This window comes from Geodermatophilus amargosae (genome assembly GCF_041028265.1).
Lineage (GTDB): Bacteria > Actinomycetota > Actinomycetes > Mycobacteriales > Geodermatophilaceae > Geodermatophilus > Geodermatophilus amargosae_A.
In genome coordinates this window covers 154,778-174,741 of record NZ_JABGCW010000005.1, presented here as the reverse complement: position 1 = coordinate 174,741, position 19,964 = coordinate 154,778, and the positions used below count along the sequence as shown (strand labels likewise).

19 protein-coding genes, 1 pseudogene and 1 riboswitch are annotated in these 19,964 nt (G+C 76.2%); of the genes and pseudogenes, 11 read left to right on the top strand and 9 right to left on the bottom strand.

Features of this window, described 5'->3' with window-relative positions:
- Positions 1-21 precede the first annotated feature (21 nt).
- Positions 22-159, top strand: a pseudogene (locus HLV61_RS08505) (SRPBCC domain-containing protein); the annotation flags it as partial.
- 78 nt (positions 160-237) lie between these two features.
- On the opposite strand, the gene HLV61_RS08500 reads toward HLV61_RS08505, so the two are convergent.
- Positions 238-987, bottom strand: a complete 750-nt coding sequence (locus tag HLV61_RS08500) for an SDR family oxidoreductase (RefSeq protein ID WP_369254275.1) — start codon at positions 985-987, stop codon at positions 238-240.
- A gap of 114 nt (positions 988-1,101) precedes the next feature.
- On the opposite strand from HLV61_RS08500, the gene HLV61_RS08495 reads away from it, so the two are divergent.
- Positions 1,102-1,950 carry a helix-turn-helix transcriptional regulator gene (locus tag HLV61_RS08495; RefSeq protein WP_369254273.1) on the top strand — a complete coding sequence of 283 codons (849 nt, stop codon included), beginning with the start codon at positions 1,102-1,104 and terminating at the stop codon, positions 1,948-1,950.
- Here HLV61_RS08495 and HLV61_RS08490 read toward each other — a convergent pair.
- From HLV61_RS08490 to HLV61_RS08480, 3 genes are read right to left on the bottom strand one after another with little or no spacing between them, the layout of a single operon-like run.
- Positions 1,940-2,752: an ABC transporter permease gene (locus HLV61_RS08490; protein ID WP_369254271.1), complete on the bottom strand. Its 813-nt coding sequence runs from the start codon at positions 2,750-2,752 to the stop codon at positions 1,940-1,942. The genes HLV61_RS08495 and HLV61_RS08490 overlap by 11 nt on opposite strands.
- The gene (locus HLV61_RS08485; protein WP_369254269.1) at positions 2,749-3,666 is read right to left on the bottom strand and encodes an ABC transporter ATP-binding protein; all 918 of its coding nucleotides are present in this window, start codon (positions 3,664-3,666) and stop codon (positions 2,749-2,751) included. Before HLV61_RS08485 ends, HLV61_RS08490 begins: the two co-directional genes overlap by 4 nt.
- Positions 3,663-4,781, bottom strand: a complete 1,119-nt coding sequence (locus tag HLV61_RS08480; protein ID WP_369254267.1) for a transcriptional regulator — start codon at positions 4,779-4,781, stop codon at positions 3,663-3,665. Before HLV61_RS08480 ends, HLV61_RS08485 begins: the two co-directional genes overlap by 4 nt.
- 131 nt (positions 4,782-4,912) lie before the next feature.
- Here HLV61_RS08480 and HLV61_RS08475 point away from each other — a divergent pair, with 131 nt between their 5' ends.
- Positions 4,913-5,554 carry a hypothetical protein gene (locus tag HLV61_RS08475; protein WP_369254265.1) on the top strand — a complete coding sequence of 214 codons (642 nt, stop codon included), beginning with the start codon at positions 4,913-4,915 and terminating at the stop codon, positions 5,552-5,554.
- Here HLV61_RS08475 and metF read toward each other — a convergent pair.
- Complete coding sequence (gene metF, locus HLV61_RS08470; protein ID WP_369254263.1) at positions 5,551-6,483, bottom strand: methylenetetrahydrofolate reductase [NAD(P)H]; 933 nt, start codon at positions 6,481-6,483, stop codon at positions 5,551-5,553. The genes HLV61_RS08475 and metF overlap by 4 nt on opposite strands.
- 158 nt (positions 6,484-6,641) lie before the next feature.
- Between metF and HLV61_RS08465 the strand changes: the two genes are divergently transcribed.
- Genes HLV61_RS08465 through HLV61_RS08455 form a run of 3 tightly spaced genes read left to right on the top strand, consistent with a single transcriptional unit; the run spans position 6,642 to position 10,191 of the window.
- Positions 6,642-7,775 carry a polyprenyl synthetase family protein gene (locus HLV61_RS08465; RefSeq protein ID WP_369254261.1) on the top strand — a complete coding sequence of 378 codons (1,134 nt, stop codon included), beginning with the start codon at positions 6,642-6,644 and terminating at the stop codon, positions 7,773-7,775.
- 2 nt (positions 7,776-7,777) lie between these two features.
- Positions 7,778-9,268 carry a phytoene desaturase family protein gene (gene crtI, locus HLV61_RS08460; RefSeq protein ID WP_369254259.1) on the top strand — a complete coding sequence of 497 codons (1,491 nt, stop codon included), beginning with the start codon at positions 7,778-7,780 and terminating at the stop codon, positions 9,266-9,268.
- The gene (locus HLV61_RS08455; RefSeq protein ID WP_369254257.1) at positions 9,265-10,191 is read left to right on the top strand and encodes a phytoene/squalene synthase family protein; all 927 of its coding nucleotides are present in this window, start codon (positions 9,265-9,267) and stop codon (positions 10,189-10,191) included. Before crtI ends, HLV61_RS08455 begins: the two co-directional genes overlap by 4 nt.
- A gap of 65 nt (positions 10,192-10,256) precedes the next feature.
- Here the strand turns inward: HLV61_RS08455 and HLV61_RS08450 are convergent, their stop codons facing one another.
- Entirely contained in the window at positions 10,257-10,595 is a 339-nt protein-coding gene (locus tag HLV61_RS08450) for an Rv2175c family DNA-binding protein (RefSeq protein ID WP_369254255.1), read from the bottom strand.
- A 57-nt stretch (positions 10,596-10,652) separates the two neighbouring features.
- Positions 10,653-10,736, top strand: a riboswitch (ZMP/ZTP riboswitch).
- A 26-nt stretch (positions 10,737-10,762) separates the two neighbouring features.
- Between HLV61_RS08450 and HLV61_RS08445 the strand changes: the two genes are divergently transcribed.
- The 4 genes from HLV61_RS08445 (at position 10,763) to HLV61_RS08430 (ending at position 15,907) form a co-directional block, all read left to right on the top strand.
- On the top strand, positions 10,763-12,217 hold the full coding sequence (locus HLV61_RS08445) for a glycine hydroxymethyltransferase (RefSeq protein WP_369254253.1): 1,455 nt from the start codon (positions 10,763-10,765) through the stop codon (positions 12,215-12,217).
- Positions 12,218-12,362: 145 nt separating this feature from the next.
- On the top strand, positions 12,363-14,348 hold the full coding sequence (gene pknB / locus HLV61_RS08440) for a Stk1 family PASTA domain-containing Ser/Thr kinase (RefSeq protein ID WP_369254251.1): 1,986 nt from the start codon (positions 12,363-12,365) through the stop codon (positions 14,346-14,348).
- The gene (locus tag HLV61_RS08435) at positions 14,345-15,238 is read left to right on the top strand and encodes a deoxyribonuclease IV (protein WP_369254249.1); all 894 of its coding nucleotides are present in this window, start codon (positions 14,345-14,347) and stop codon (positions 15,236-15,238) included. The genes pknB and HLV61_RS08435 overlap by 4 nt, the downstream gene beginning before the upstream one ends.
- A 468-nt stretch (positions 15,239-15,706) precedes the next feature.
- Positions 15,707-15,907, top strand: a complete 201-nt coding sequence (locus HLV61_RS08430; protein ID WP_369254247.1) for a hypothetical protein — start codon at positions 15,707-15,709, stop codon at positions 15,905-15,907.
- 72 nt (positions 15,908-15,979) lie between these two features.
- Here HLV61_RS08430 and HLV61_RS08425 read toward each other — a convergent pair whose 3' ends face one another.
- Genes HLV61_RS08425 through HLV61_RS08415 form a run of 3 tightly spaced genes read right to left on the bottom strand, consistent with a single transcriptional unit; the run spans position 15,980 to position 19,370 of the window.
- Complete coding sequence (locus tag HLV61_RS08425; RefSeq protein ID WP_369254245.1) at positions 15,980-16,990, bottom strand: threonine aldolase family protein; 1,011 nt, start codon at positions 16,988-16,990, stop codon at positions 15,980-15,982.
- Positions 16,983-18,320 carry a class II 3-deoxy-7-phosphoheptulonate synthase gene (locus HLV61_RS08420; RefSeq protein ID WP_369254243.1) on the bottom strand — a complete coding sequence of 446 codons (1,338 nt, stop codon included), beginning with the start codon at positions 18,318-18,320 and terminating at the stop codon, positions 16,983-16,985. The genes HLV61_RS08425 and HLV61_RS08420 overlap by 8 nt, the downstream gene beginning before the upstream one ends.
- 27 nt (positions 18,321-18,347) lie before the next feature.
- A complete protein-coding gene (locus HLV61_RS08415) occupies positions 18,348-19,370 on the bottom strand; it encodes an ATP-dependent 6-phosphofructokinase (protein WP_369254241.1) in 1,023 nt (340 codons plus the stop codon).
- Positions 19,371-19,468: 98 nt separating this feature from the next.
- Here HLV61_RS08415 and HLV61_RS08410 point away from each other — a divergent pair, with 98 nt between their 5' ends.
- Positions 19,469-19,864, top strand: coding sequence for a PaaI family thioesterase (locus tag HLV61_RS08410; RefSeq protein ID WP_369254239.1), 396 nt, complete (start codon positions 19,469-19,471; stop codon positions 19,862-19,864).
- The last annotated feature ends 100 nt before the right edge of the window (positions 19,865-19,964 follow it).

Sequence of the window (19,964 nt, the reverse complement as noted above, 5' to 3'; positions counted from 1 at the left end):
CCGGGGACCGAACCGCCGGGCGGCGCCTCGGTCGTCACCTTCCTGGTCGAGCAGCACGGCGGGATCGTCCGGCTGACGGTGACCCACGAGAACCTCGCCGACGGTCAGGCGCTGCGCGAGGTCCCGCTGGGCTGGCCGGCCGTCCTCGCCGACCTCGAGTCGCTGCTGGGGACCGGCGAGGTGCTGCCCGAGGAGCCGTGGGCGATGCCGGCGCGGGTCCGAGGCGGCCGTCCGGCGTCAGCGGGCCCGGGTGGCGAGGTGCGCCAGCACCTCGTCGTGCGTCCCCCGGGCCTCGGCCCACCGGAGGAACTCGACCTCCGGCACGCGCACCTCGGCAGCGTCGGGCCGCTCGCGCAGGACCCGCATGACGCCGTCGAGGTAGTCCTCCAGCGGCATGCCGGCCCCGGCGCGGTCCTGGCCCATGAGCGACGTCCGCACCGCGGGCGGCACCAGCTCGAGGACCTGCACCGGGGTGTCGGCCAGCTGCACCCGCAGGCTCTGCGTCCACGAGTGGACCGCCGCCTTCGTCGCGCTGTAGGTCGGGGTGGCCGGCAGCGGCACGAACGCCAGCCCCGAGGACACCGTGACGACGGCGGCCGACGGGCGCGACAGCAGGTGCGGCAGGAACGCCGAGACCAGCCGCATCGGGCCGAGCAGGTTGGTGGTCACCGTCGCCTCGGCGGTGGCCAGGTGCGCGGGGTCGCGCAGGTCCTCGGGCAGCATGATCCCGGCCATGGCGACCAGGACGTCGAGCTCCGGGTGGGCGGCCGTCACGGTGGCCGCGCACGCGGTGATCGACGCCGGGTCGGTCACGTCGAGCACCGCCGTCCCGACGCCGGGGTGCTCCCGCTCGATCCGGTGCAGCTCCTCCTGACGCCGTCCGGCGACGACGACGGTGCTCCCGGCCGCCTGCAGCCGCAGCGCCAGGCCCAGGCCGATGCCCGAGGTGCCGCCGGCGACGAGCACGGTCTTCCCGCTGGTGTCCATGGGTCCTCCTGTGGTGGATCGTGTCCCCACCCTCCGGCGGGCGGCGGCCGCGCGGCAGAGAGCACCTGTCCGGGGACCGGCGGTCCCTGGATGGGCCGGCGGGCGGCGGCGAGGATGACCGGCGTGGACCGTCCCCTGCTCGCCGACTTCCTCCGCCGCCGCCGTGAGGCGCTGCGGCCGGCCGACCTCGGCCTGGTCGCCGGACCGCGCCGGCGGACCAGCGGGCTGCGCCGCGAGGAGGTGGCCGCGCTGGTCGGGATGTCGGCGGACTACTGGACGCGGCTGGAGCAGCAGCGCGGCCCGCAGCCGTCGGAGCAGATGCTGACGGCGATCGCCCGGGCGCTGCGGCTCACCCTCGACGAGCGCGACCACCTGTTCCGCCTCGCCGGACACTCCGCGCCCCTGCGGGTGCGCCGCTCCGAGCACGTGGCGCCGGCGCTGCACCGGGTCTTCGACCGGCTGGCCGACACCCCGGCGCTGGTGCTCTCCGACCTCGGCGACACGCTGCTGCAGAACCGCCTGGCCACCGCCCTGCTCGGCGACGAGACCCGTCACACCGGCCTGGCCCGCAGCGCCTTCTACCGCTGGTTCACCGATCCCGACGCCCGCAGCAGGTACCCCGGACGCGACCACGCCCACCAGAGCCGGCTGCAGGCGGCGGGGCTGCGCGCGGCGCTGAGCGCGGGCGGGACCGATCCCCGGGCGGCGGAGATCGTGCGCCGGCTGCTGGCCGGGAGCGCCGAGTTCGCCGCCGTGTGGGAGCAGCACGAGGTGGCCCGCCGGTTCGACGACGCCAAGACGCTGGTGCACCCCGAGCTCGGCGAGATCGACGTCGACTGCCAGGCGCTGTTCACCGAGAACCAGGCCCAGGTGCTGCTGGTGCTCACCGCGGCGCCGGGCAGCGGGAGCGCCGAGAAGCTGGCGCTGCTGTCGGTGATCGGCGAGCAGTCGTTCAGCTCGTGACGTCCTTGGTGGCGAAGTTGGCCCACGCGGCGGTCAGCAGCACGCCGACGTAGACGCCCTGCAGCGCCAGCCCGCGGACCACGTCGCGCTCCAGGACCGGGTCGCGGAACAGGTCGACGAACGCCAGCCAGTAGCGCGTGGGCAGGTACGGCGCGATCGGCGAGGCGGCGTCGAGGGTGAGCAGCAGCGAGGAGGTCACCAGCACCGCCAGCGCGCCGAGCGCGGCGGCCAGCGGCGAGTCGGTGAGCGTGGAGAAGAACAGCCCGAACGCCGCGACGCCGAGCATCGACACCGCCACGTAGCCGATGGCCAGGCCCGTCCGCGCGGCCAGCTGCTCCGCCGTCAGCGAGGTCCCTGACACCGACGTGCCCGCACCCACCGGCCGGGCGTCGAACAGCAGGGTGCCCACCAGGTAGCCGACGACGGCCACCACCACCACCGTCACGACGACGAAGGCGAGCACCGCCACGAGCTTGGCCACCAGCAGCCGGGTGCGCCCGGCCGGGCGGGCGAGCAGGTAGCGCAGCGTCCCGGCCTGGGCCTCCCCGGCGACGGCGTCCCCGCTGACCACCGCGACGGCGATCGGCAGGAAGAGCGGCAGCACGATGGCCAGCGCGGCGAGCGGGTACAGCTGGCCGTTGGTGAGGACGGCGGACAGGAACGGCGGCCCCTCCCCCGGACGCGGCGCCAGGTCGGTGAGCCGCAGCAGCACCGCCACCAGCACCGGCAGCGCGTTGAGGACCGCGATGGTCACCCAGGTGCGTGGCCGGCCGAAGGTCTTGCGCAGCTCGACCCCGATCACGGCCGCTCCACCCGGTCGGCGCTGGTGCCCGCGGCGGCGAGCACCACCTCCTCGAGCGTGGGCCGCTGCAGCGCCAGGCCGGTCACCGGCACGCCGGCGCCGACGAGCAGCGCGTTGACCTCCGCCGGGTCCGCCCCGCGCACCACCACCCGCTCGCCGGAGGTGTCCAGCACCCGCCCGTCGAGCACCGCGCGCACCCGCTCGGGCGCCGGGGTGTCGACGACGGTGGCGCCGGTGGGGGCGGTCAGGTGCGCCATCTCGTCCTGCAGCACCAGCCGCCCGCGGTCGAGCACGCCGACCCGGCTGCACAGCTGCTCGACCTCGGCCAGCAGGTGGCTGGACAGGAACACCGTCGTCCCGCCGCGGTGCAGGTCCAGCAGCAGCTCCCGGACCTCGGCGATGCCCTGCGGGTCCAGGCCGTTGGTCGGCTCGTCGAGGACCAGCAGCTCCGGCCGCCGCAGCAGCGCCCCGGCCAGCCCCAGGCGCTGGCGCATGCCGAGGGAGTAGGCGCCGACCTTCCGCCGTCCCACGCCGCCCAGGCCCACCTGGTCGAGCACCTCGGCGATCCGGCGCTTCCGCGTGCGACGCGACCCGCCCGGACCGGCGGCGTCGAGCAGCGCCAGGTTGGCCTCGCCGGACAGGTGCCGGTGGTGCGCGGGGCCCTCGACGAGGGCGCCCACCCGGGGCAGCACCCGCCGTCCCGCGCGCGGCATCCGCCCGCCCAGCAGCTCCACCTCCCCGCGGGTGGGCAGCACCAGGCCGAGCAGCATCCGCACCGTCGTCGTCTTGCCCGAGCCGTTGGCCCCGAGGAAGCCGTAGACGTCGGCGGCCCGGACGTCGAGGTCGATCCCGTCGACGGCGCGCACCCGGCCGTACTGCTTGACCAGCCCGCGCGTGACGATCACCGAGGTCACGACGTCATCCCGGGCAGCGCCGCCGCGGCGTCGGCGAGCGCGTCGAGGGTGACCGTGCCGGTCAGGACGTACGCGCCGCTGCGCGGTGGCTCGACGAGCATGAGCCCGAGCGGGCCGGCGGCGATCCGGGTGCCGAGCTCGTCGGTGACCGCGTCGGGCGCGGCGGTCAGCGTCGAGCGCAGCCCCGCGGCCAGCCGGCCGGGCACGGGGGCCACCGCCAGCAGCGTCACCCCGCTGCCGTAGAGGCCGACCGCGGCCGGCGCCCCGGCCACGTCCCGGCGGCCGAGGCCGGCCAGCTCGACCGGGAGCCGGACGGGCGACAGCTCCCGGTCGGCCGCCTCCCGCAGCAGGCCCGCGGGGTCCTCGCCGGTCCGCACCCGCGCCTCGGCGGGCGGGGTGAACGCGACGATCCCCGCCGGCGGGACGGTGAGGTCGAGGTCGAGGAACCGGGTGTCCAGCGCGGGCACGGACGCCTCCCCGCCCCCCTCCTCGACGGCCACCACCTCCACGGCCAGCGGCAGGCCGGTGGCGGCGTCGGCCCACACGTCGACGCGGGCCACCGAGGCTGCGGGCGCGGCGGGCACCAGCCGCAGGCCGAGCGCGTCCCGGCCGGCCACCCGGCGGGCGCCGATCCGCGACAGCTCGCCGTCCTCGGCCTCCGACAGCAGCCGCCGGCCCAGGCTCGCGGGCACCAGGTCCGGCGGGGCGGGCAGGGTGAGAGCGGCGGGCGCCGTGCGGGTGGCGGTGGCCGACTCGTACTCCCACGTCCAGGTGCCGTCCGCGCCGACGTGCACGCCGGTCTCCCCCGCCGCGGACACGACGTCGACCCGGTGCTCGCCGGGGCCGCGCCACCAGACGCGCAGCGCCGTACGGTCGCTGAGCAGGTCGGCGACGCCGGGGAGCTGGTCGCCGACCGGGAGTGCCAGGCCGCCGGCCGAGACCGCGTACCCGGAGAACCCGACGCCGTCGCTGGCGAGGACCGCGGCGCGCAGGTCCGCGGCGTCCACGTCGGCGTCGTCGGCCGGCAGGGCGCCGACGAGCGCGGGCAGCGAGGCCAGGACGGCGACCAGCGCGACCACGACCGACCAGCGGCGGGTCCGCCCGTGCCCCGACATGCGCGCCACGCTACGACCGCCGCGCGCGGACGGCTCCGGATGACCAGCACGCGTGTACGGCGGTTCCACGGCTGCCCGGACCGCCCGGGACGGGAGGTGATCACCCGGCACCCGGCGGGTAGGTGTCCGGCATGGCCCCTCCTCTCAGTGACGCCGTCGTCGTCGACGTCCTGCGCCGGCTCGACCGGCTCACCGCGCCCCTCGTGCGGCGGCTGGGCCGCCCGCCGGAGATGCCGGCGGCCGCGCGCGACGACTGGTGGGCACAGCGGGCCGCGCAGGTGGGTGCCGTCGCCGGCGGCCTGCCGCGGCTGGCCGGCCGGCTCGCCGACCTGCTCCCGCTGCAGAACACCGTCGGGACGGCGGTGCAGTCGCTGGTGGTGCTCGGCGTGGCCGGCGAGCACGGCGTCACCGACCCGGCCGAGCGGGTGTCGCTGCTGTCGGCGGTGCTGCTGGACCGCGACCTGCCGGCCGAGCGGGTCCGCCCGCTGCTGGAGCGGGTCCGCGGCAGCTACGCCGAGGCCGCCTTCGGCGCGCGCGAGGAGCGGGCGGGACTCGCCGGGACGGCGCGCACCGTGTGGCGGGCGGCGCGGCTGCTCAGCCGCATCGACGACGCGCTCGACGCCCGCCCGAAGGGGCGCCTCGGCGCGCGGGCGCTGGCGCAGCTCCCGGTCGTCGGTGTCCTGGGCGGCTACGCGGCCGAGCGCGAGGCGCTGCGGAAGGCCGCGCGGCGGACGGCCGAGCTGCTCGAGCCCGGCCACCGGGTGACCGTCTAGGAGATCGCGGCCAGGGTCGAGGGCACGGAGGTGCCGGTGCCTGCGTCGGTGAGGTTCAGGAACACCTCACGGGTCGCCGTCGACCGGTTCATGGTGATGAAGTGGATGCCGGGGACGCCCTCGTCCAGCAGTTGCCGGCACATCGCCGTCGCCACCTCGACGCCGTAGGCGCGCACGGCCGCCTTGTCCTCGGGCCGGTCGCCGTCCAGCTCGGCGAACCGCCCGGCCAGCTCCTCGGGGAACGCCTGGCCGGACAGCTGCACGATGCGGGCGATCTGCCGGGCGTTGGTCACCGGCATCACCCCGGCGATCAGCGGGACGTCGCAGCCGCGGGCGGCCACCCGGTCGCGCAGCCGCAGGTAGTCCTCGACGCGGAAGAACATCTGCGTGACCGCGAAGTCGGCGCCGGCGCGGCACTTGCGCACGAACATCTCGACGTCGGTGGCGAAGTCCGGTGAGCGGGGGTGCCGCTCGGGGAACGCCGCCACGCCCACGGAGAAGTCGCCCATCGAGCGGATGAGCTCCACCAGCTCGGAGGCGTACTCCACCCCCTGGGGGTGCTTGACCCAGTCGGCCTGCGGATCGGCGCCCGGCGGGTCCCCGCGCAGGGCCAGCAGGTTGCGCACGCCCGCGGCGGCCAGCCGGCTCACCACGTGCCGCAGCTCGGCGATCGAGTGGTCGACGGCGGTCAGGTGCGCCAGCGGGGTCATCGTGGTCTCGGCGGCGATCCGCTCGGTGACGGCGACGGTGCCCTCGCGGGTGGAGCCGCCGGCGCCGTAGGTGACCGACACGAACGACGGCCGCAGCCGCTCGAGCTCGCGCAGCGCCGTCCACAGGTGGGCCTCGCCCTCCGGCGTCTTGGCCGGGAAGAACTCGAACGACCACGTGGGCCGCGACGAGGCGAGCAACTCGCGGACGCTTGGGGTCACGGGGACCCAGGGTACGTGCGGCACCGGGCGCTCTCCCGCATCCGTCCCGGCACCCCGGGCGGAAGACACCGCGGAGAGACCCCGAGGAGGAGCCCGTGAGCAGTCGATCCCACCCCCTGGACAGGACGCGCGCCACTCGATGGGGCGATACTGGCCGGGTGATCACCGGCGCGGCGCAGCGGAACCCCGTGGTCCGGCCCCTGGCGCCGTCGCTCGCGGCCGCCGACCTGGGCCGGGTCCGCGGCGCGGTGTCGGCCGCGCTGACCGGCTTCCTCGAGGAGCAGCGCACCACCCTGGCCGCGATGGACCCCTCGCTGACGCCGGTCGTCGACGAGGTCTGCGCGCTGGCCGACGGCGGCAAGCGGCTGCGGCCGGCCTTCGCCTACTGGGGCTGGCGCGGCGTCACCGAGGGACTCAGCGCCCCGGCGGAGGACGACGCCGCTGTGCTGCGCGCCGTCGCCGCGCTGGAGTTCGTGCACGCCAGCGCCCTGGTCCACGACGACGTCATGGACGGCGCCCTGACCCGCCGGGGCCGCCCGGCCACGCACGTCGGCTTCGCCACCCGGCACGGCGACGGCGGCCTGTCCGGCGACGGCGACACCTTCGGGATCGGCGCGGCCATCCTGGTCGGCGACCTGGCGCTGGTGTGGTCCGACGAGCTGCTGCGCCGCTCCGGGATCAGCGGCCCGGCCCTCGCCCGCGCCCGCTCGGTGTGGGACACCATGCGCACGGAGGTCACCGCCGGGCAGTACCTCGACCTGCTGCGCGCCGCCGGCGGCCTGCCCGGCGCCCAGGGCGCCCTCACCGTGGCCCGCTACAAGAGCGCCGGCTACACCGTGCAGCGCCCGCTGCAGCTCGGCGCCGCGATCGCCGGTGCCGGTCCGCGCGCGGCCGACGTGTACACCGCCATCGGCCTGCCGCTCGGCGAGGCCTTCCAGCTCCGCGACGACGTCCTCGGCGTCTTCGGCGACCCCGCCGTCACCGGCAAGTCCGCCGACGACGACCTGCGCGAGGGCAAGCAGACGCTGCTCATCGCGCTGGCCGAGGAGGAGGCCGACGACGAGGGCCGCCGGCTGCTGCGCGAGGCCCTCGGCGACCCCGACGCCGGCGAGGCGCAGTTCGCGGCGCTGCGCGCGCTGATCGAGGACACCGGCGCCCGCGCCCGGGTCGAGGAGCGGATCGCCGAGCGCACCGCCACCGCCCGCGGCGCGATCGCCGACGCCCCGATCGCCGACGAGGCCCGCGCCGCCCTCGACGCGCTCGCCGTCGCCGCCACCTCGCGCACGGCCTGAGCGTGCGGACCGTCCCCGGGAGGACCGACCGGGTGGTCGTCGTCGGTGCCGGCCTCGCCGGGCTGTCCACCGCGCTGCGACTGCGCGGCGCCGGGCGCGAGGTCACCGTCGTCGAGCGCGGCGACGGGCCGGGCGGGCGGGCCGGCGTCGTCACCCGCGACGGCTACGTCCTCGACACCGGCCCCTCGGTGTTCACCGCGCCGGAACTGGTCGCCGACACGCTGGCCGCCGTCGGCGAGCGGCTGGAGGAGCGGCTCACGCTGGTCCCGCTGGACACCACCTACCGGGCGCAGTTCGCCGACGGCTCGCACCTGGACGTGCACGCCGACGTCGACGCCTTCGCCGCCGAGGTGGAGGCGCTGGCCGGCCCGGCCGAGGCCGCCGCGCTGCGCCGCTACCTCGCCGACCTCGCCGAGCTGTACCGGCTGCAGCTGCGGACCTTCATCGACCGCAACCTCGACACCCCGCTGGACCTGCTCGGCCCGGAGCTGTGGGCGCTGGCCCGGCGCGGCGGGTTCGGCCGGCTGTCCGGCCACGTGGCACGGTTCTTCGACGACGACCGGCTGCGGCGGCTGTTCAGCTTCCAGGCGCTCTACGCCGGGGTCTCGCCGTTCCGTGCCATCGCCGCGTACGCCGTGATCGCCCAGCTCGACATCGGCGCCGGCGTCTGGCACCCGGTCGGCGGGATCGGCGCGGTGCCGCGGGCGATGGCCGCCGCAGCCGAGGACGCCGGCGTGGTGTTCCGGTACGGCGCCACCGTCGAGCACCTCGACGTCCGTGGCCGCCGCGTGACCGGCGTCTGCCTCGAGGGCGGTGAGCGGCTGCCGGCCGACGCCGTCGTCGTCACCACGGACGTCCCCGAGGGGCTGGTGCCCGGGTTCCGGCGCCGCCGGCCCACCTACTCCCCGTCGTGCGTGGCCCTGCACCTGGGCGTGCGCAGCGAGCTGCCCGGGCAGGCGCACCACACCATCAGCTTCGGCGCGGCGTGGGAGCAGGTCTTCGACGAGCTCACCCGCACGGGCCGGCCGATGAGCGACCCGAGCCTGCTGGTGAGCATGCCCTCCCACACCGACCGGTCCCTGGCCCCCGACGGCGGGCAGGTGCTCAGCGTGGTCGCGCCGGCGCCGAACCTCGACCCGCACAGCGGCGGCAACCCCGGCATCGACTGGGACGCGCTGACCCCGCGCTACCGCGAGGAGGTGCTGGGCACTCTGGAGGCCCGCGGCTGGACCGGACTGACCGACGCGATCGAGGTGGAGCACGTGGACACCCCGCTGACCTGGGCACGGCAGGGCATGGCCGCCGGCACCCCGTTCGCCCTCGCCCACACCTTCGGCCAGACCGGCCCGTTCCGGACGCCGACGCTGCCCCGCCGCGGCCCGGAGAACGTGGTGCTGGCCGGCTCGTCGGTGCAGCCCGGCGTCGGCGTCCCGATGGTGGTCATCAGCGGCCGGCTCGCCGCCGAGCGCATCACCGGCCCGGTGACGGCGTGACCGCGACCGAGCGGCCGCTGTCCATGGCCGAGCGGCAGGAACGGCTCGACGCCGCCTACCGGTTCTGCGCCGCGGTCAACGCCGAGCACGGCAAGAGCTACCACCTGGCGACCCGGCTGCTCACCGCCGACCGGCGCCCGGCCGTCCACGCGCTCTACGCCGCGGCGCGCACCGCCGACGACCTCGTCGACCACCCCGGCGCCGACCCCGAGGGCGACCTCGCCGACTGGTCGCGGGCGCTGCTGGCCGAGCTCGAGGCCGGCTGGTCCGACGACCCGGTGCGGCTGGCCACGGTGCACACCTACCGCCGCTACCGCATCCCGGTCGAGCACCTGGTCGACTTCCTCGCCGCCATGACCAGCGACCTCACCGTCACCGGCTACGCCGACATGGCGGCGCTGGACCGGTACATGTGGGGCTCGGCGTCGGTGATCGGCCTGCAGGTGCTGCCCGTGCTCGGCACCGCGCCCGGCATCGCGCGGGAGGAGGCCGCGCCGCACGCGATCGCGCTCGGCGAGGCGTTCCAGCTGACCAACTTCCTGCGCGACGTCGCCGAGGACGCCGACCGCGGCCGCGTCTACCTGCCCGCCGACGTGATGGCCGCGCACGGCGTGACCCGCGAGCAGATCGAGGCCAAGCGGTACGACGCCCGGTTCCGCGCGCTGATGCAGGAGATGGTGGCGATCGTGCGGCGCCGCTACGACGACGCCGCCCCGGGGACGCCGATGCTGGCGCCGGAGTCACGCGACTGCGTGCGGGCGGCCACCGCGCTCTACGGCGGGATCCTAACCGAGATCGAGCGCGCCGACCACCGGGTGCTCGACCGCCGGGTGACGGTGTCCAAGCCGCGCCGGCTCGGCATCTTCGCCCGCCGCCTCGCCGCCGCCCAGGCCGTGCGGCTCGCGGCCCGGCGCAGGGCATAGGAAGCTCTCCGCACGTCCTGGACCCGAGGACGTGCGGAGAGCTTCCTATGCCGCGTCAGGAGGCGTCAGAAGGCGAGGGCCTGTGCGCGCCGCGTCACCTCGGTGTGCCGGTCGTCGCGCAGCGCCTGCACCGGCGTGCCCGGCAGCGACTCGTCGTCCCGGAACAGCCACTCGAAGACCTCGGCGTCGGTGAACCCGCCGTCCTTGAGGACGGTGATCAGCCCCGGCAGGTGCCGCAGCACCGCGCCGTCCTGGAGGAAGTCGGCCGGGATGCGGCTGTTGCCGCTGCCCGGCACCGCCATCAGCTTGCCCTCCCGGATCAGCTGCCGGACCTTGTTGGACGAGACCCCGAGGGTGTCGGCGACCTCGGTGGCGCTGAGCGTCTGCATCTGGTCGGACTGCACGCTCCGAGCCTAGGACGCCGCTCGCCGGTGCTCGGGACCGGCGCCGGGCTAGGATCGGGGTCGGGCCGTGACTGGCGCATCGAGGTGGGTCACCACCGGGGAGCGGCCTGCACTCCCCCGCCGGGCGCCTGGGCACCGCTGCCGCCGATCCCCCGCCAGGAGCCCCCATGAGCGACGTGACCCCCTCCTTCGACGCCGCTGCCGCGTCGACCGCCTACCGCAGCGCCCTGTCGGTCATCGCCGAGGTCGAGCCCCGGGTCGCCGACGCGATCGACGCCGAGCTCGCCGACCAGCGCGCCTCCCTCAAGCTGATCGCCAGCGAGAACTACGCCAGCCCCGCGGTGCTCCTGACGATGGGCAACTGGTTCAGCGACAAGTACGCCGAGGGCACCGTCGGCCACCGCTTCTACGCCGGCTGCCAGAACGTCGACACCGTCGAGGCGCTGGCCGCCGAGCACGCCCGCGAGCTGTTCGGCGCCCCCCACGCCTACGTCCAGCCGCACTCGGGCATCGACGCGAACCTGGTCGCCTTCTGGGCGGTCCTGGCCCAGCGGGTCGAGTCCCCGGCGCTGGAGCGCGCCGGCGTCCGGCACGTCAACGAGCTCACCGACGAGGACTGGGCCACGCTCCGCCACGCCCTCGGTGACCAGCGGATGCTCGGCATGAGCCTCGACGCCGGCGGTCACCTCACCCACGGCTTCCGCCCGAACATCAGCGGCAAGATGTTCGCCCAGTCCTCCTACGGCACCGATCCGGAGACGGGGCTGCTCGACTACGACGCCGTCGCCGCCCGCGCCCGCGAGTTCCGCCCGCTGATCCTCATGGCCGGCTACTCCGCCTATCCGCGCCGGGTGGACTTCGCGAAGATGCGCGAGATCGCCGAGGAGGTCGGCGCCACGCTGATCGTGGACATGAGCCACTTCGCCGGCCTGGTCGCCGGGAAGGTGTTCACCGGCGACTTCGACCCGGTACTGCACGCGCACGTGGTGACCAGCACCAGCCACAAGTCGCTGCGCGGCCCGCGTGGCGGGTTCGTGCTCAGTCAGCCCGAGTACGCCGACGCCGTCGACCGCGGCTGCCCGATGGTGCTGGGCGGCCCGCTGCCGCACGTCATGGCCGCCAAGGCGGTCGCCTTCGCCGAGGCCCGCCGCCCGCAGTTCGCCACGTACGCGCAGGCCGTCGTCGACAACGCCGTGTCCCTCGCCGACGGGCTGTCCCGGCGCGGCGCCCGGCTGGTCACCGGCGGCACCGACAACCACATCGTGCTGCTCGACGTCTCCGGCTTCGGCCTGACCGGGCGGCAGGCGGAGTCCGCGCTGCTCGACGCCGGCATCGTCACCAACCGGAACTCGGTCCCGGCAGACCCCAACGGCGCCTGGTACACCTCCGGCGTCCGGCTGGGCACCCCGGCGCTGACCACCCGCGGGTTCGGCGCGGCCGAGTTCGACCGCACCGCCGAGCTGATCGTCGAGGTGCTGTCGAACACCACCCCGACCGCGGCGAAGGACGGCTCGCCGTCCAAGGCCAGGTACGTCGTCGACGGCGGCCTGGCGGAGAAGACCCGCGCGGCCGCGGCCGAGCTGGTCGCCGCCCACCCGCTGTACCCCGGCCTGGAGCTGTAGGGAGGACGGGTCCTCCCCGCTCGGCGCCCCCGGCGCGGGGAGGACGCCGGTGTCGTCGTGACCGGTGTGACGGGAGGGTGGAGCGGCCCGTTCGCCTGCGCGTGTGCCGCCGTGTTCGGCGCCGCTCGCTCCTAGACTCGTCCCCGTGGACACCGCCGTGACCGACCCCGTGGTCGGCCTGGTCCTCGAGGGGCGCTACCGCCTCGAGGAGCGGCTGGCGCGCGGCGGCATGTCCACCGTGTACGCGGCCACCGACCTGCGGCTGCACCGCACCGTCGCGGTCAAGGTCATGGCCGAGCACCTGGCGCACGACCCGACGTTCGTCGACCGGTTCACCCGCGAGGCGCGGGCCGCGGCGATGCTCAGCCACCCCCACGTGGTCTCGGTGAGCGACCAGGGCGCCGACCAGGGCCTGGTCTTCCTCGTCATGGAGCTCGTCCGCGGCCGCACGCTGCGCGACCTGCTGCAGGCCCGCGGCCGGCTGACCGTCGCCGAGGCCTTCGCGGTCCTCGAGCCGGTGCTCGCCGGGCTGTCGGCCGCGCACCGGGCCGGGATCGTGCACCGCGACGTCAAGCCCGAGAACGTCCTCATCGGCCACGACGGCACGGTCAAGGTCGCCGACTTCGGCCTGGCCCGCGCGCTCACCGGCACCGGGCAGACCAGCCACACCGGCGGCGTGCTGATCGGCACGGTCGCCTACCTCTCCCCCGAGCAGCTCGAGCGCGGCCGCGCCGACGCCCGCAGCGACGTCTACGCCGCCGGGCTGGTGCTGTTCGAGATGCTCACCGGCCACCCGCCCTACGGCGGGGACACCCCGCTGGCGGTGGCCTACCAGCACGTGCACCACGACGTCCCGCTGCCCTCGTCCGAGGTGCCGACCGTGCCGTGGCAGGTCGACGAGCTGGTCAAGCGGACCACCCGCCGCGACCCCGCCGTCCGCCCGCTGGACGCCGGCGCCTTCCTGGCCGACCTCGAGGACGTCCGCAGCGACCTGGGCCTGGCCCGCGTGCCGGTGCCCACCGGCCGCAGCTCGGCCGGGCCGGCCACCATCCGGCCGACCAACCGGCCCTCGCGGCGGCACCCCAGCGACCCCGGCGACGGCAGCGACCCGGGCACCGAGGTGCTCGGCGGCCGCTCCTCGCGCGCCGGGCGCACCAGCCTGCTGCCCCCCGTCGGCACCGGGTCCACCGCCGACGTCGGCGGCCGGCGGCCGGTCCCCCCGCACCGCACCGGCGCCTCGCCGCACGTCCGGCGCCGCCGCGCGCGGCTGGCGCTGGCGGTCGTGCTGCTGCTGGCGGTCACCATCGGCGCCGTCGGGTGGTGGATGGGCTCGGGCCGCTGGACCGAGGTCCCCTCCCTGGTCGGCAGCGACCGCGCCGCCGCCGTCGACCTGCTGCAGGAGGCGGGCCTGGACCCCGTCTTCGCCGACGACCAGTTCAGCGAGACGGTGCCCGAGGGCGTGGTCATCTCCGCCGACCCCGAGGGTGGCGAGGCCATCCGCAACAGCGACGTCGAGCTCGTCGTCTCCAAGGGCCCCGAGCGCTTCGTCGTGCCGACCGACCTGGTCGGGCAGCCCCTCGAGGCGGTGCGGGCCGCGCTGACCGACATCCCCGTCGTCCCCACCGAGCAGCAGGACTACGACGACGACGTCCCGGTCGGCTCGGTCACCGGCTTCGAGCCCGAGGCCGGCACGGAGGTCAGGCGCGGCGACCCGGTGACGGTCTACGTCAGCCGCGGCCGCGCACCGGTGGCGATCGCCAACGTCGTCGGCCAGCCCGCCGACGCCGCGCAGGCCAACCTCGAGACCCAGGGCTTCAGCGTCGTCCGCACCGCGGGCCGCAGCGCCGACGTCGCCACCGGGGCGGTCATGGCCGTGAGCCCCGCGGCGGGCACCGCGGCGCCCTACGGCAGCGAGGTGACCATCCAGGTCTCCGAGGGCGTGCCCCAGGTGACCGTGCCCGACGTGGGCGGGGAGCGCGCCGCCGACGCCATCGCCACGCTGGAGGCGGCCGGGCTGGAGGTCACCACCTCGACCTTCATCACCGGCGACCGCGTGTACCGGCAGAGCCCGGGCGCCGGCACCGTCGTCGACCAGGGCAGCGAGGTCAGCCTGCTGCTCAGCTTCGGGTGAGCGCCGCGCCGTCGATCCCGGTCGGTGCGCACGTCCAGGTCGCCGGCGGCCTGGCCACCGGCGGGCTGCGCTACACCGACGACGTCGGCGCGCAGGCGGTGCAGGTCTTCGTCGGCAACCCGCGCGGCTGGAAGCGGTCGGCCGGCCACCCGGCGCAGGACGCCGCGTTCGTCGCGGGCCTGGCCGAGCGTGGCGTCCCGTCGTTCGTGCACACGCCGTTCCTGGTGAACGTCGGCTCCCCCACGCCGGCCACCGTGGACCGCTCGGTCGAGACGATCGCCGCCGACCTCGCCCGCGGCGTGGCGCTCGGGGTGCGCGGCGTCGTCGTGCACGCGGGGTCCGCCGTCGACGAGGACCGCTACGAGGCCGCACTGCGGCAGCTGCGCGAGCGGCTGCTGCCGGTGCTCGACGCCCTGCCCGAGGACGGCCCGCGGCTGCTGGTAGAGCCGACGGCCGGCGGCGGGCGGTCGCTGGCGGCCACCGTCGAGGACCTCGGCCCCTACCTCGCGGCGCTGGACATGCACCCTGGGGTGGGCGTCTGCCTGGACACCTGCCACGCCTGGGCGGCCGGGCACGACCTGGCCGCGCCGGGCGGCACGACGGCCACCCTCGACGCGCTGGAGGCCGCCGTCGGCCCCGGCCGGCTCGGGCTGGTGCACGCCAACGACTCCCTCGACGAGCGCGGCTCGAAGCGGGACCGGCACACCACGATCGGCGAGGGCTCGATCGGCGTGGGCGCCTTCGCCGAGCTGATGGCGCACCCGTCGATGGCAGGGGTGCCGGTCGTCGTCGAGACGCCGAGCGCCGACCGGGGCCACGCCCGCGACATCGCCCTGCTGTGCGCCCTGCGCGACGGCCGCCCCGCGGACGCGATCCCCTCCGCCGCCTGAGGACGACGCCGGCGAGGACGGTGCCGGTCCGGTCAGTCTGCCGCGGTGCCCGAGCCGCCCCCGGACCTGCTGCGCCGGCCCTCCCGCGGCGGCGAGGCGCTCCGCCGCGGCCTTGTCGACGCGGGGCCGGCTGCGGACGTCGGCCTGGCGGCGGCTGCGGCCCCACGTCCACGTGGCCGCCGACCGTGTGGTGACCCACCTCGTCCAGGCCGACGCCGTCGCGCTGGTCGCGCCGCCACAGGCGGTCTTCGGCGGCGGCAGCGCCGCCGTGCGGCACGGCGCCTCGCGGGTCCCGACGACCCCGTCGAGGTCGTCCTGGCAGCGCCCAGGCCCGCCGGGTCACCGCCGGGCCGACGGGTCGCCGAGTCCCCCAGGGAGACGCGGCTCCGGCTGCTGCTCGCCCGCTCCGGACTGCCCGTCCCGGTCGCACAGCACGTCGTCCGGCAGGGCTCCCGCTTCGGCGCCCGCGTGGACGTCGCCTGGCCAGACCGCCGCCTGGCCCTGGAGTACGACGGGACCTGGCACGGCGGGCCCGAGCAGTTCGCCCGGGACCGCGAGGGGCTCGACCGGCTGCTGGCCGCGGGCTGGCGGGTCGTCTTCGTGCCCGCCCGGGACCTGCACCGGCCGCACGAGCTGCTCGCCCGGGTGCCCGCCGCCCTGGCTGCGTGATCGGCACGCGTCCACGGTGGTCCCGGCGTCCTCCGCACCACCGTGGGCGCGTGGTGGTCTCGCAGGGAGGGGTCAGCGGTCGAGGAGGTCGGCGAGGGCGTCGCCGGCGCGGTCGACCGCGGCCCGGTCGACGTCGAGGTGCGTGACCAGGCGGATGCGGCGTGGGCTGACCTGCGAGACCAGCACGCCGCGCGCCTTGGCGGCCTCGGCGACCAGCGGCGCCGGGACGTCGTCGACGACGACCATGTTGGTGTCCACGGTCGACGGGTCGACGCCGAGCCGCTTGGCCAGCAGCCGGGCGTGCTCGTGGTCCTCGGCCAGCCGTGGGAGGTGGGCGTCGAGCGCGTGCAGCCCGGCCGCGGCGAGCACCCCGGCCTGGCGCATCCCGCCGCCGAGGCGCTTGCGCCACAGCCGGCCGACGGCGACCCGCTCGGCGGAGGCCACCAGCACCGACCCGACCGGCGCGCCCAGCCCCTTGGACAGGCAGACCGACGCGGTGTCGGCCAGCCGCCCGTACGTGGCCAGGTCGACGCCGGAGGCCACGGCCGCGTTCCAGATCCGCGCGCCGTCGAGGTGCACCGCGACGCCGGCGTCGCGGGACCAGGCGAACAGCCGCTCGAGCTCGGCCAGCGGCTGCACCCGCCCCCCGCCGCGGTTGTGCGTGTTCTCCACGGCGACGGCGGCGGTGGCGGTCAGGTGCCAGTCGTCCTTCGGCCGGACCTGCTCGATCAGCGCGCCGGCGTCGAGCAGGCCGCCGGAGGAGACCACCGTGCGGGTGGAGAGCCCGAAGACGGCGGCCGCGGCGCCCATCTCGTAGGTGACCACGTGCGCGTCGGCGTCACAGAGCACCTCCTGGCCGGGCTCGCACACGAGCCGCATGCCGATCTGGTTGCCCATCGTCCCCGACGGCACGAACAGCGCGGCCTCGTGCCCGAACAGGTCCGCGACCCGCTCCTCGAGCGCCCGGACCGCCGGGTCCTCGCCGTAGACGTCGTCGCCGACCTCGGCCTCGGCCATGACCCGGCGCATGGCCGGGGTGGGGCGGGTGACCGTGTCCGAGCGGAGGTCGATCAGCTCACCCACGCAGCATCTCCGCCACGAGGAAGGCCAGCTCGAGGGACTGCCCGGTGTTCAGCCGCGGGTCGCAGGCCGTCTCGTACCGGCTGTTGAGGTCCTCGTCGCTGATCTCCATCGCCCCGCCGAGGCACTCGGTGACGTCCTCACCGGTCAGCTCCACGTGGATGCCGCCGGGCCAGGTGCCCAGCGCGCGGTGCACGTCGAAGAAGCCGAGGACCTCGTCGACGACGCGGTCGAAGTGCCGGGTCTTGTAGCCGGTGGAGGACTCGTGGGTGTTGCCGTGCATCGGGTCGCACTGCCACACGACCTGGTGGCCGGAGGCGGTGACCTTCTCCACGATCGGCGGCAGGACGTCGCGGATCTTCCCGTTTCCCATGCGGCTGATCAGCGTCAGGCGGCCGGGGACGCCGTCGGGGTCGAGCCGCTCGACGAGCTCGGTGGCCTGCTCCGGCGTCGTCGTCGGGCCGATCTTGACGCCGATCGGGTTGGCGACGCGGGACATGAACTCCACGTGCGCGCCGTCGAGCTGGCGGGTGCGCTCGCCGATCCACACGAAGTGCGCCGAGGAGGCGTAGGGCCGGCCCTCGTGCACCCGCAGCAGCGCGGCCTCGTAGTCGAGGACCAGCGCCTCGTGGCTGTTGTAGAGCTCCACGCCGCGCAGCGCGGTGTCGTCGACGCCGCAGGCCCGCATGAACGCCAGCGCGCGGTCGATCTCGCGGGCGATCACCTCGTAGCGGACGCCGGCCGGCGAGTGGGCGACGAAGTCCCGGTTCCAGTCGTGGACGGCGTGCAGGTCGGCCAGGCCGCCGCGGGCGTAGGCGCGGATCATGTTCATCGCCGCGGCGGAGTTCGCGTAGGCGCGCACCAGCCGGTGGGGGTCGGGGATGCGCTTCTCGAGCACCGGCTCCAGCGAGTTGACCATGTCGCCGCGGTAGGACGGCAGGCCCAGGGCGTCGAGCTCCGAGGAGCGCGGCTTGGCGTACTGCCCGGCCACCCGGCCGACCTTCACCACCGGCACGCTCGCCCCGTAGGTGAGGACGACGGCCATCTGCAGCAGCGTGCGCGTGGTGCTCTGCAGGTGGGCGTCGGTGTTGAGGTCGAAGGTCTCCGCGCAGTCCCCGCCCTGCAGCAGGAACGCCCGCCCCTGCGCCACCTCGGCCAGCCGCCCGCGCAGCTCGTCGACCTCGCTGGGCGCCACGATCGGCGGCACGGTCGCCAGCGTCGTCAGGACCCCGTCGAGGGCGGCGCGGTCGGGCCACTGCGGCTGCTGGGCGGCGGGGAGCTCCCGCCACCCGTCGAGACCGGGGACCAGCGGGGCGGACTCGGGCAGGTTCACGCCCCGAGCGTACGGCGGGCCCGCCGGTCAGCCGAAGAAGACCTCGGCCTCGGCGTACCGCTCCAGGGGCACCAGCTTGAGGTGGGCGGTGGCCTCGGCGATCGGCACCAGGACGACGTCGGTGCCGCGCAGGGCCACCATGACACCGGTCTGCCCCTCGTGCACGGCGTCGACCGCGGCCAGGCCGAAGCGGGTGGCCAGCACCCGGTCGAAGGCCGAGGGCGTGCCGCCGCGCTGGACGTGGCCGAGCACGACCGCGCGGGCCTCCCGCCCGGTGCGCTCCTCCAGCAGCGCCGCCAGTGCCGCGCCGATGCCGCCGAGCCGGACGTGGCCGAAGGCGTCGGTCTGCCCTGAGGCGGTGACCAGCGCGCCGTCGGCGGGCCGCGCGCCCTCGGACACGACGACGATCGGCGAGTAGCCGGACTCGAAGCGGTGCAGGCAGTGCCCGACCACCGCCTCGACGTCGAAGGGGCGCTCGGGGACCAGCACGACGGTGGCCCCGCCGGCCATGCCCGCGTGCAGCGCGATCCAGCCGGCGTGCCGGCCCATCACCTCGACGACGAGCGTGCGGTGGTGGCTGTCGCCGGTGGTGTGCAGCCGGTCGATGGCCTCCATCGCCACGCCGACGGCGGTGTCGAAGCCGAAGGTGTAGTCGGTGCCGTCGAGGTCGTTGTCGATGGTCTTGGGGACGCCGACCACCCGCAGTCCCTCCCCCGCCAGCTTCGCGGCCACGCCGAGGGTGTCCTCGCCGCCCACCGGCACCAGGGCGTCGAGGCGGTGCCGCTCCAGCGTGGCCACCAGCCGCTCGGCGCCGCCCTCGATGGCGTACGGGTTGGTGCGGGAGGTGCCGAGCACGGTCCCGCCGCGGGGCAGCAGGCCGCGGACGGAGGCGAGGTCGAGGGGGACGGCGTCGTCGTCGAGGACGCCGCGCCAGCCGTCGCGGAAGCCGACCACCTCGTCCCCGTTCGACATCGCGCTGCGGACGACGGCGCGGATGACCGCGTTGAGGCCGGGGCAGTCGCCGCCGCCGGTCAGGATGCCGATGCGCACGACGCCTCCCGTGAGGACGAACCGCAGGTCAGCACCGATCCTGCCCCATCGACGTGACCGCGGTCACGTCCGCCGGCGTGACACGGCAGGATCCGCCCATGGACCCCGCCGCCCTGCTCGCGCTGATGCCCTTCGCCGTCGCCACCGGCATCGAGCTGGACCGGGCGGACCCCGGCGAGGTGGCCGGGCGGCTGGCGTGGGCGCCGGAGCGGTGCACCGCCGGCGGCGTCCTGCACGGCGGCGCCCTGATGACCCTGGCCGACTCCGTCGGGGCCGTCTGCGCCTTCCTCAACCTGCCCGCCGGCGCGTCGACGTCCACGCTGGCCTCGGCGACGTCGCTGCTGCGCGCCGTCCGCGGCGGCACCGCGCACGCCACCGCCCGGCCGCTGCACGTGGGCCGCTCGACGATCGTCGTCCTCACCGAGGTGACCGACGACGACGGCCGCCCGGTCGCCTCGGTCACCCAGACGCAGGCCGTCCTCGGCGGCGCCTGACCACACCGCCGTCACGGCTCGTCCCACCCGTCGCAGGCGCCCCCCGCCGGGAGGTTCCGGTACAGGGACGGCCGCCTCGTGCCGACCCTGCGCGCAGTGC

Bases quoted from the DNA above. Each gene is read 5' to 3' on its own strand.
- HLV61_RS08495 (WP_369254273.1), top strand. From the start codon at position 1,102: ATGACCGGCGTGGACCGTCCCCTGCTCGCCGACTTCCTCCGCCGCCGC.
- HLV61_RS08500 (WP_369254275.1), bottom strand. From the start codon at position 987: ATGGACACCAGCGGGAAGACCGTGCTCGTCGCCGGCGGCACCTCGGGC.
- HLV61_RS08475 (WP_369254265.1), top strand. From the start codon at position 4,913: ATGGCCCCTCCTCTCAGTGACGCCGTCGTCGTCGACGTCCTGCGCCGG.
- HLV61_RS08410 (WP_369254239.1), top strand. From the start codon at position 19,469: ATGGACCCCGCCGCCCTGCTCGCGCTGATGCCCTTCGCCGTCGCCACC.
- HLV61_RS08445 (WP_369254253.1), top strand. From the start codon at position 10,763: ATGAGCGACGTGACCCCCTCCTTCGACGCCGCTGCCGCGTCGACCGCC.
- HLV61_RS08480 (WP_369254267.1), bottom strand. From the start codon at position 4,781: ATGTCGGGGCACGGGCGGACCCGCCGCTGGTCGGTCGTGGTCGCGCTG.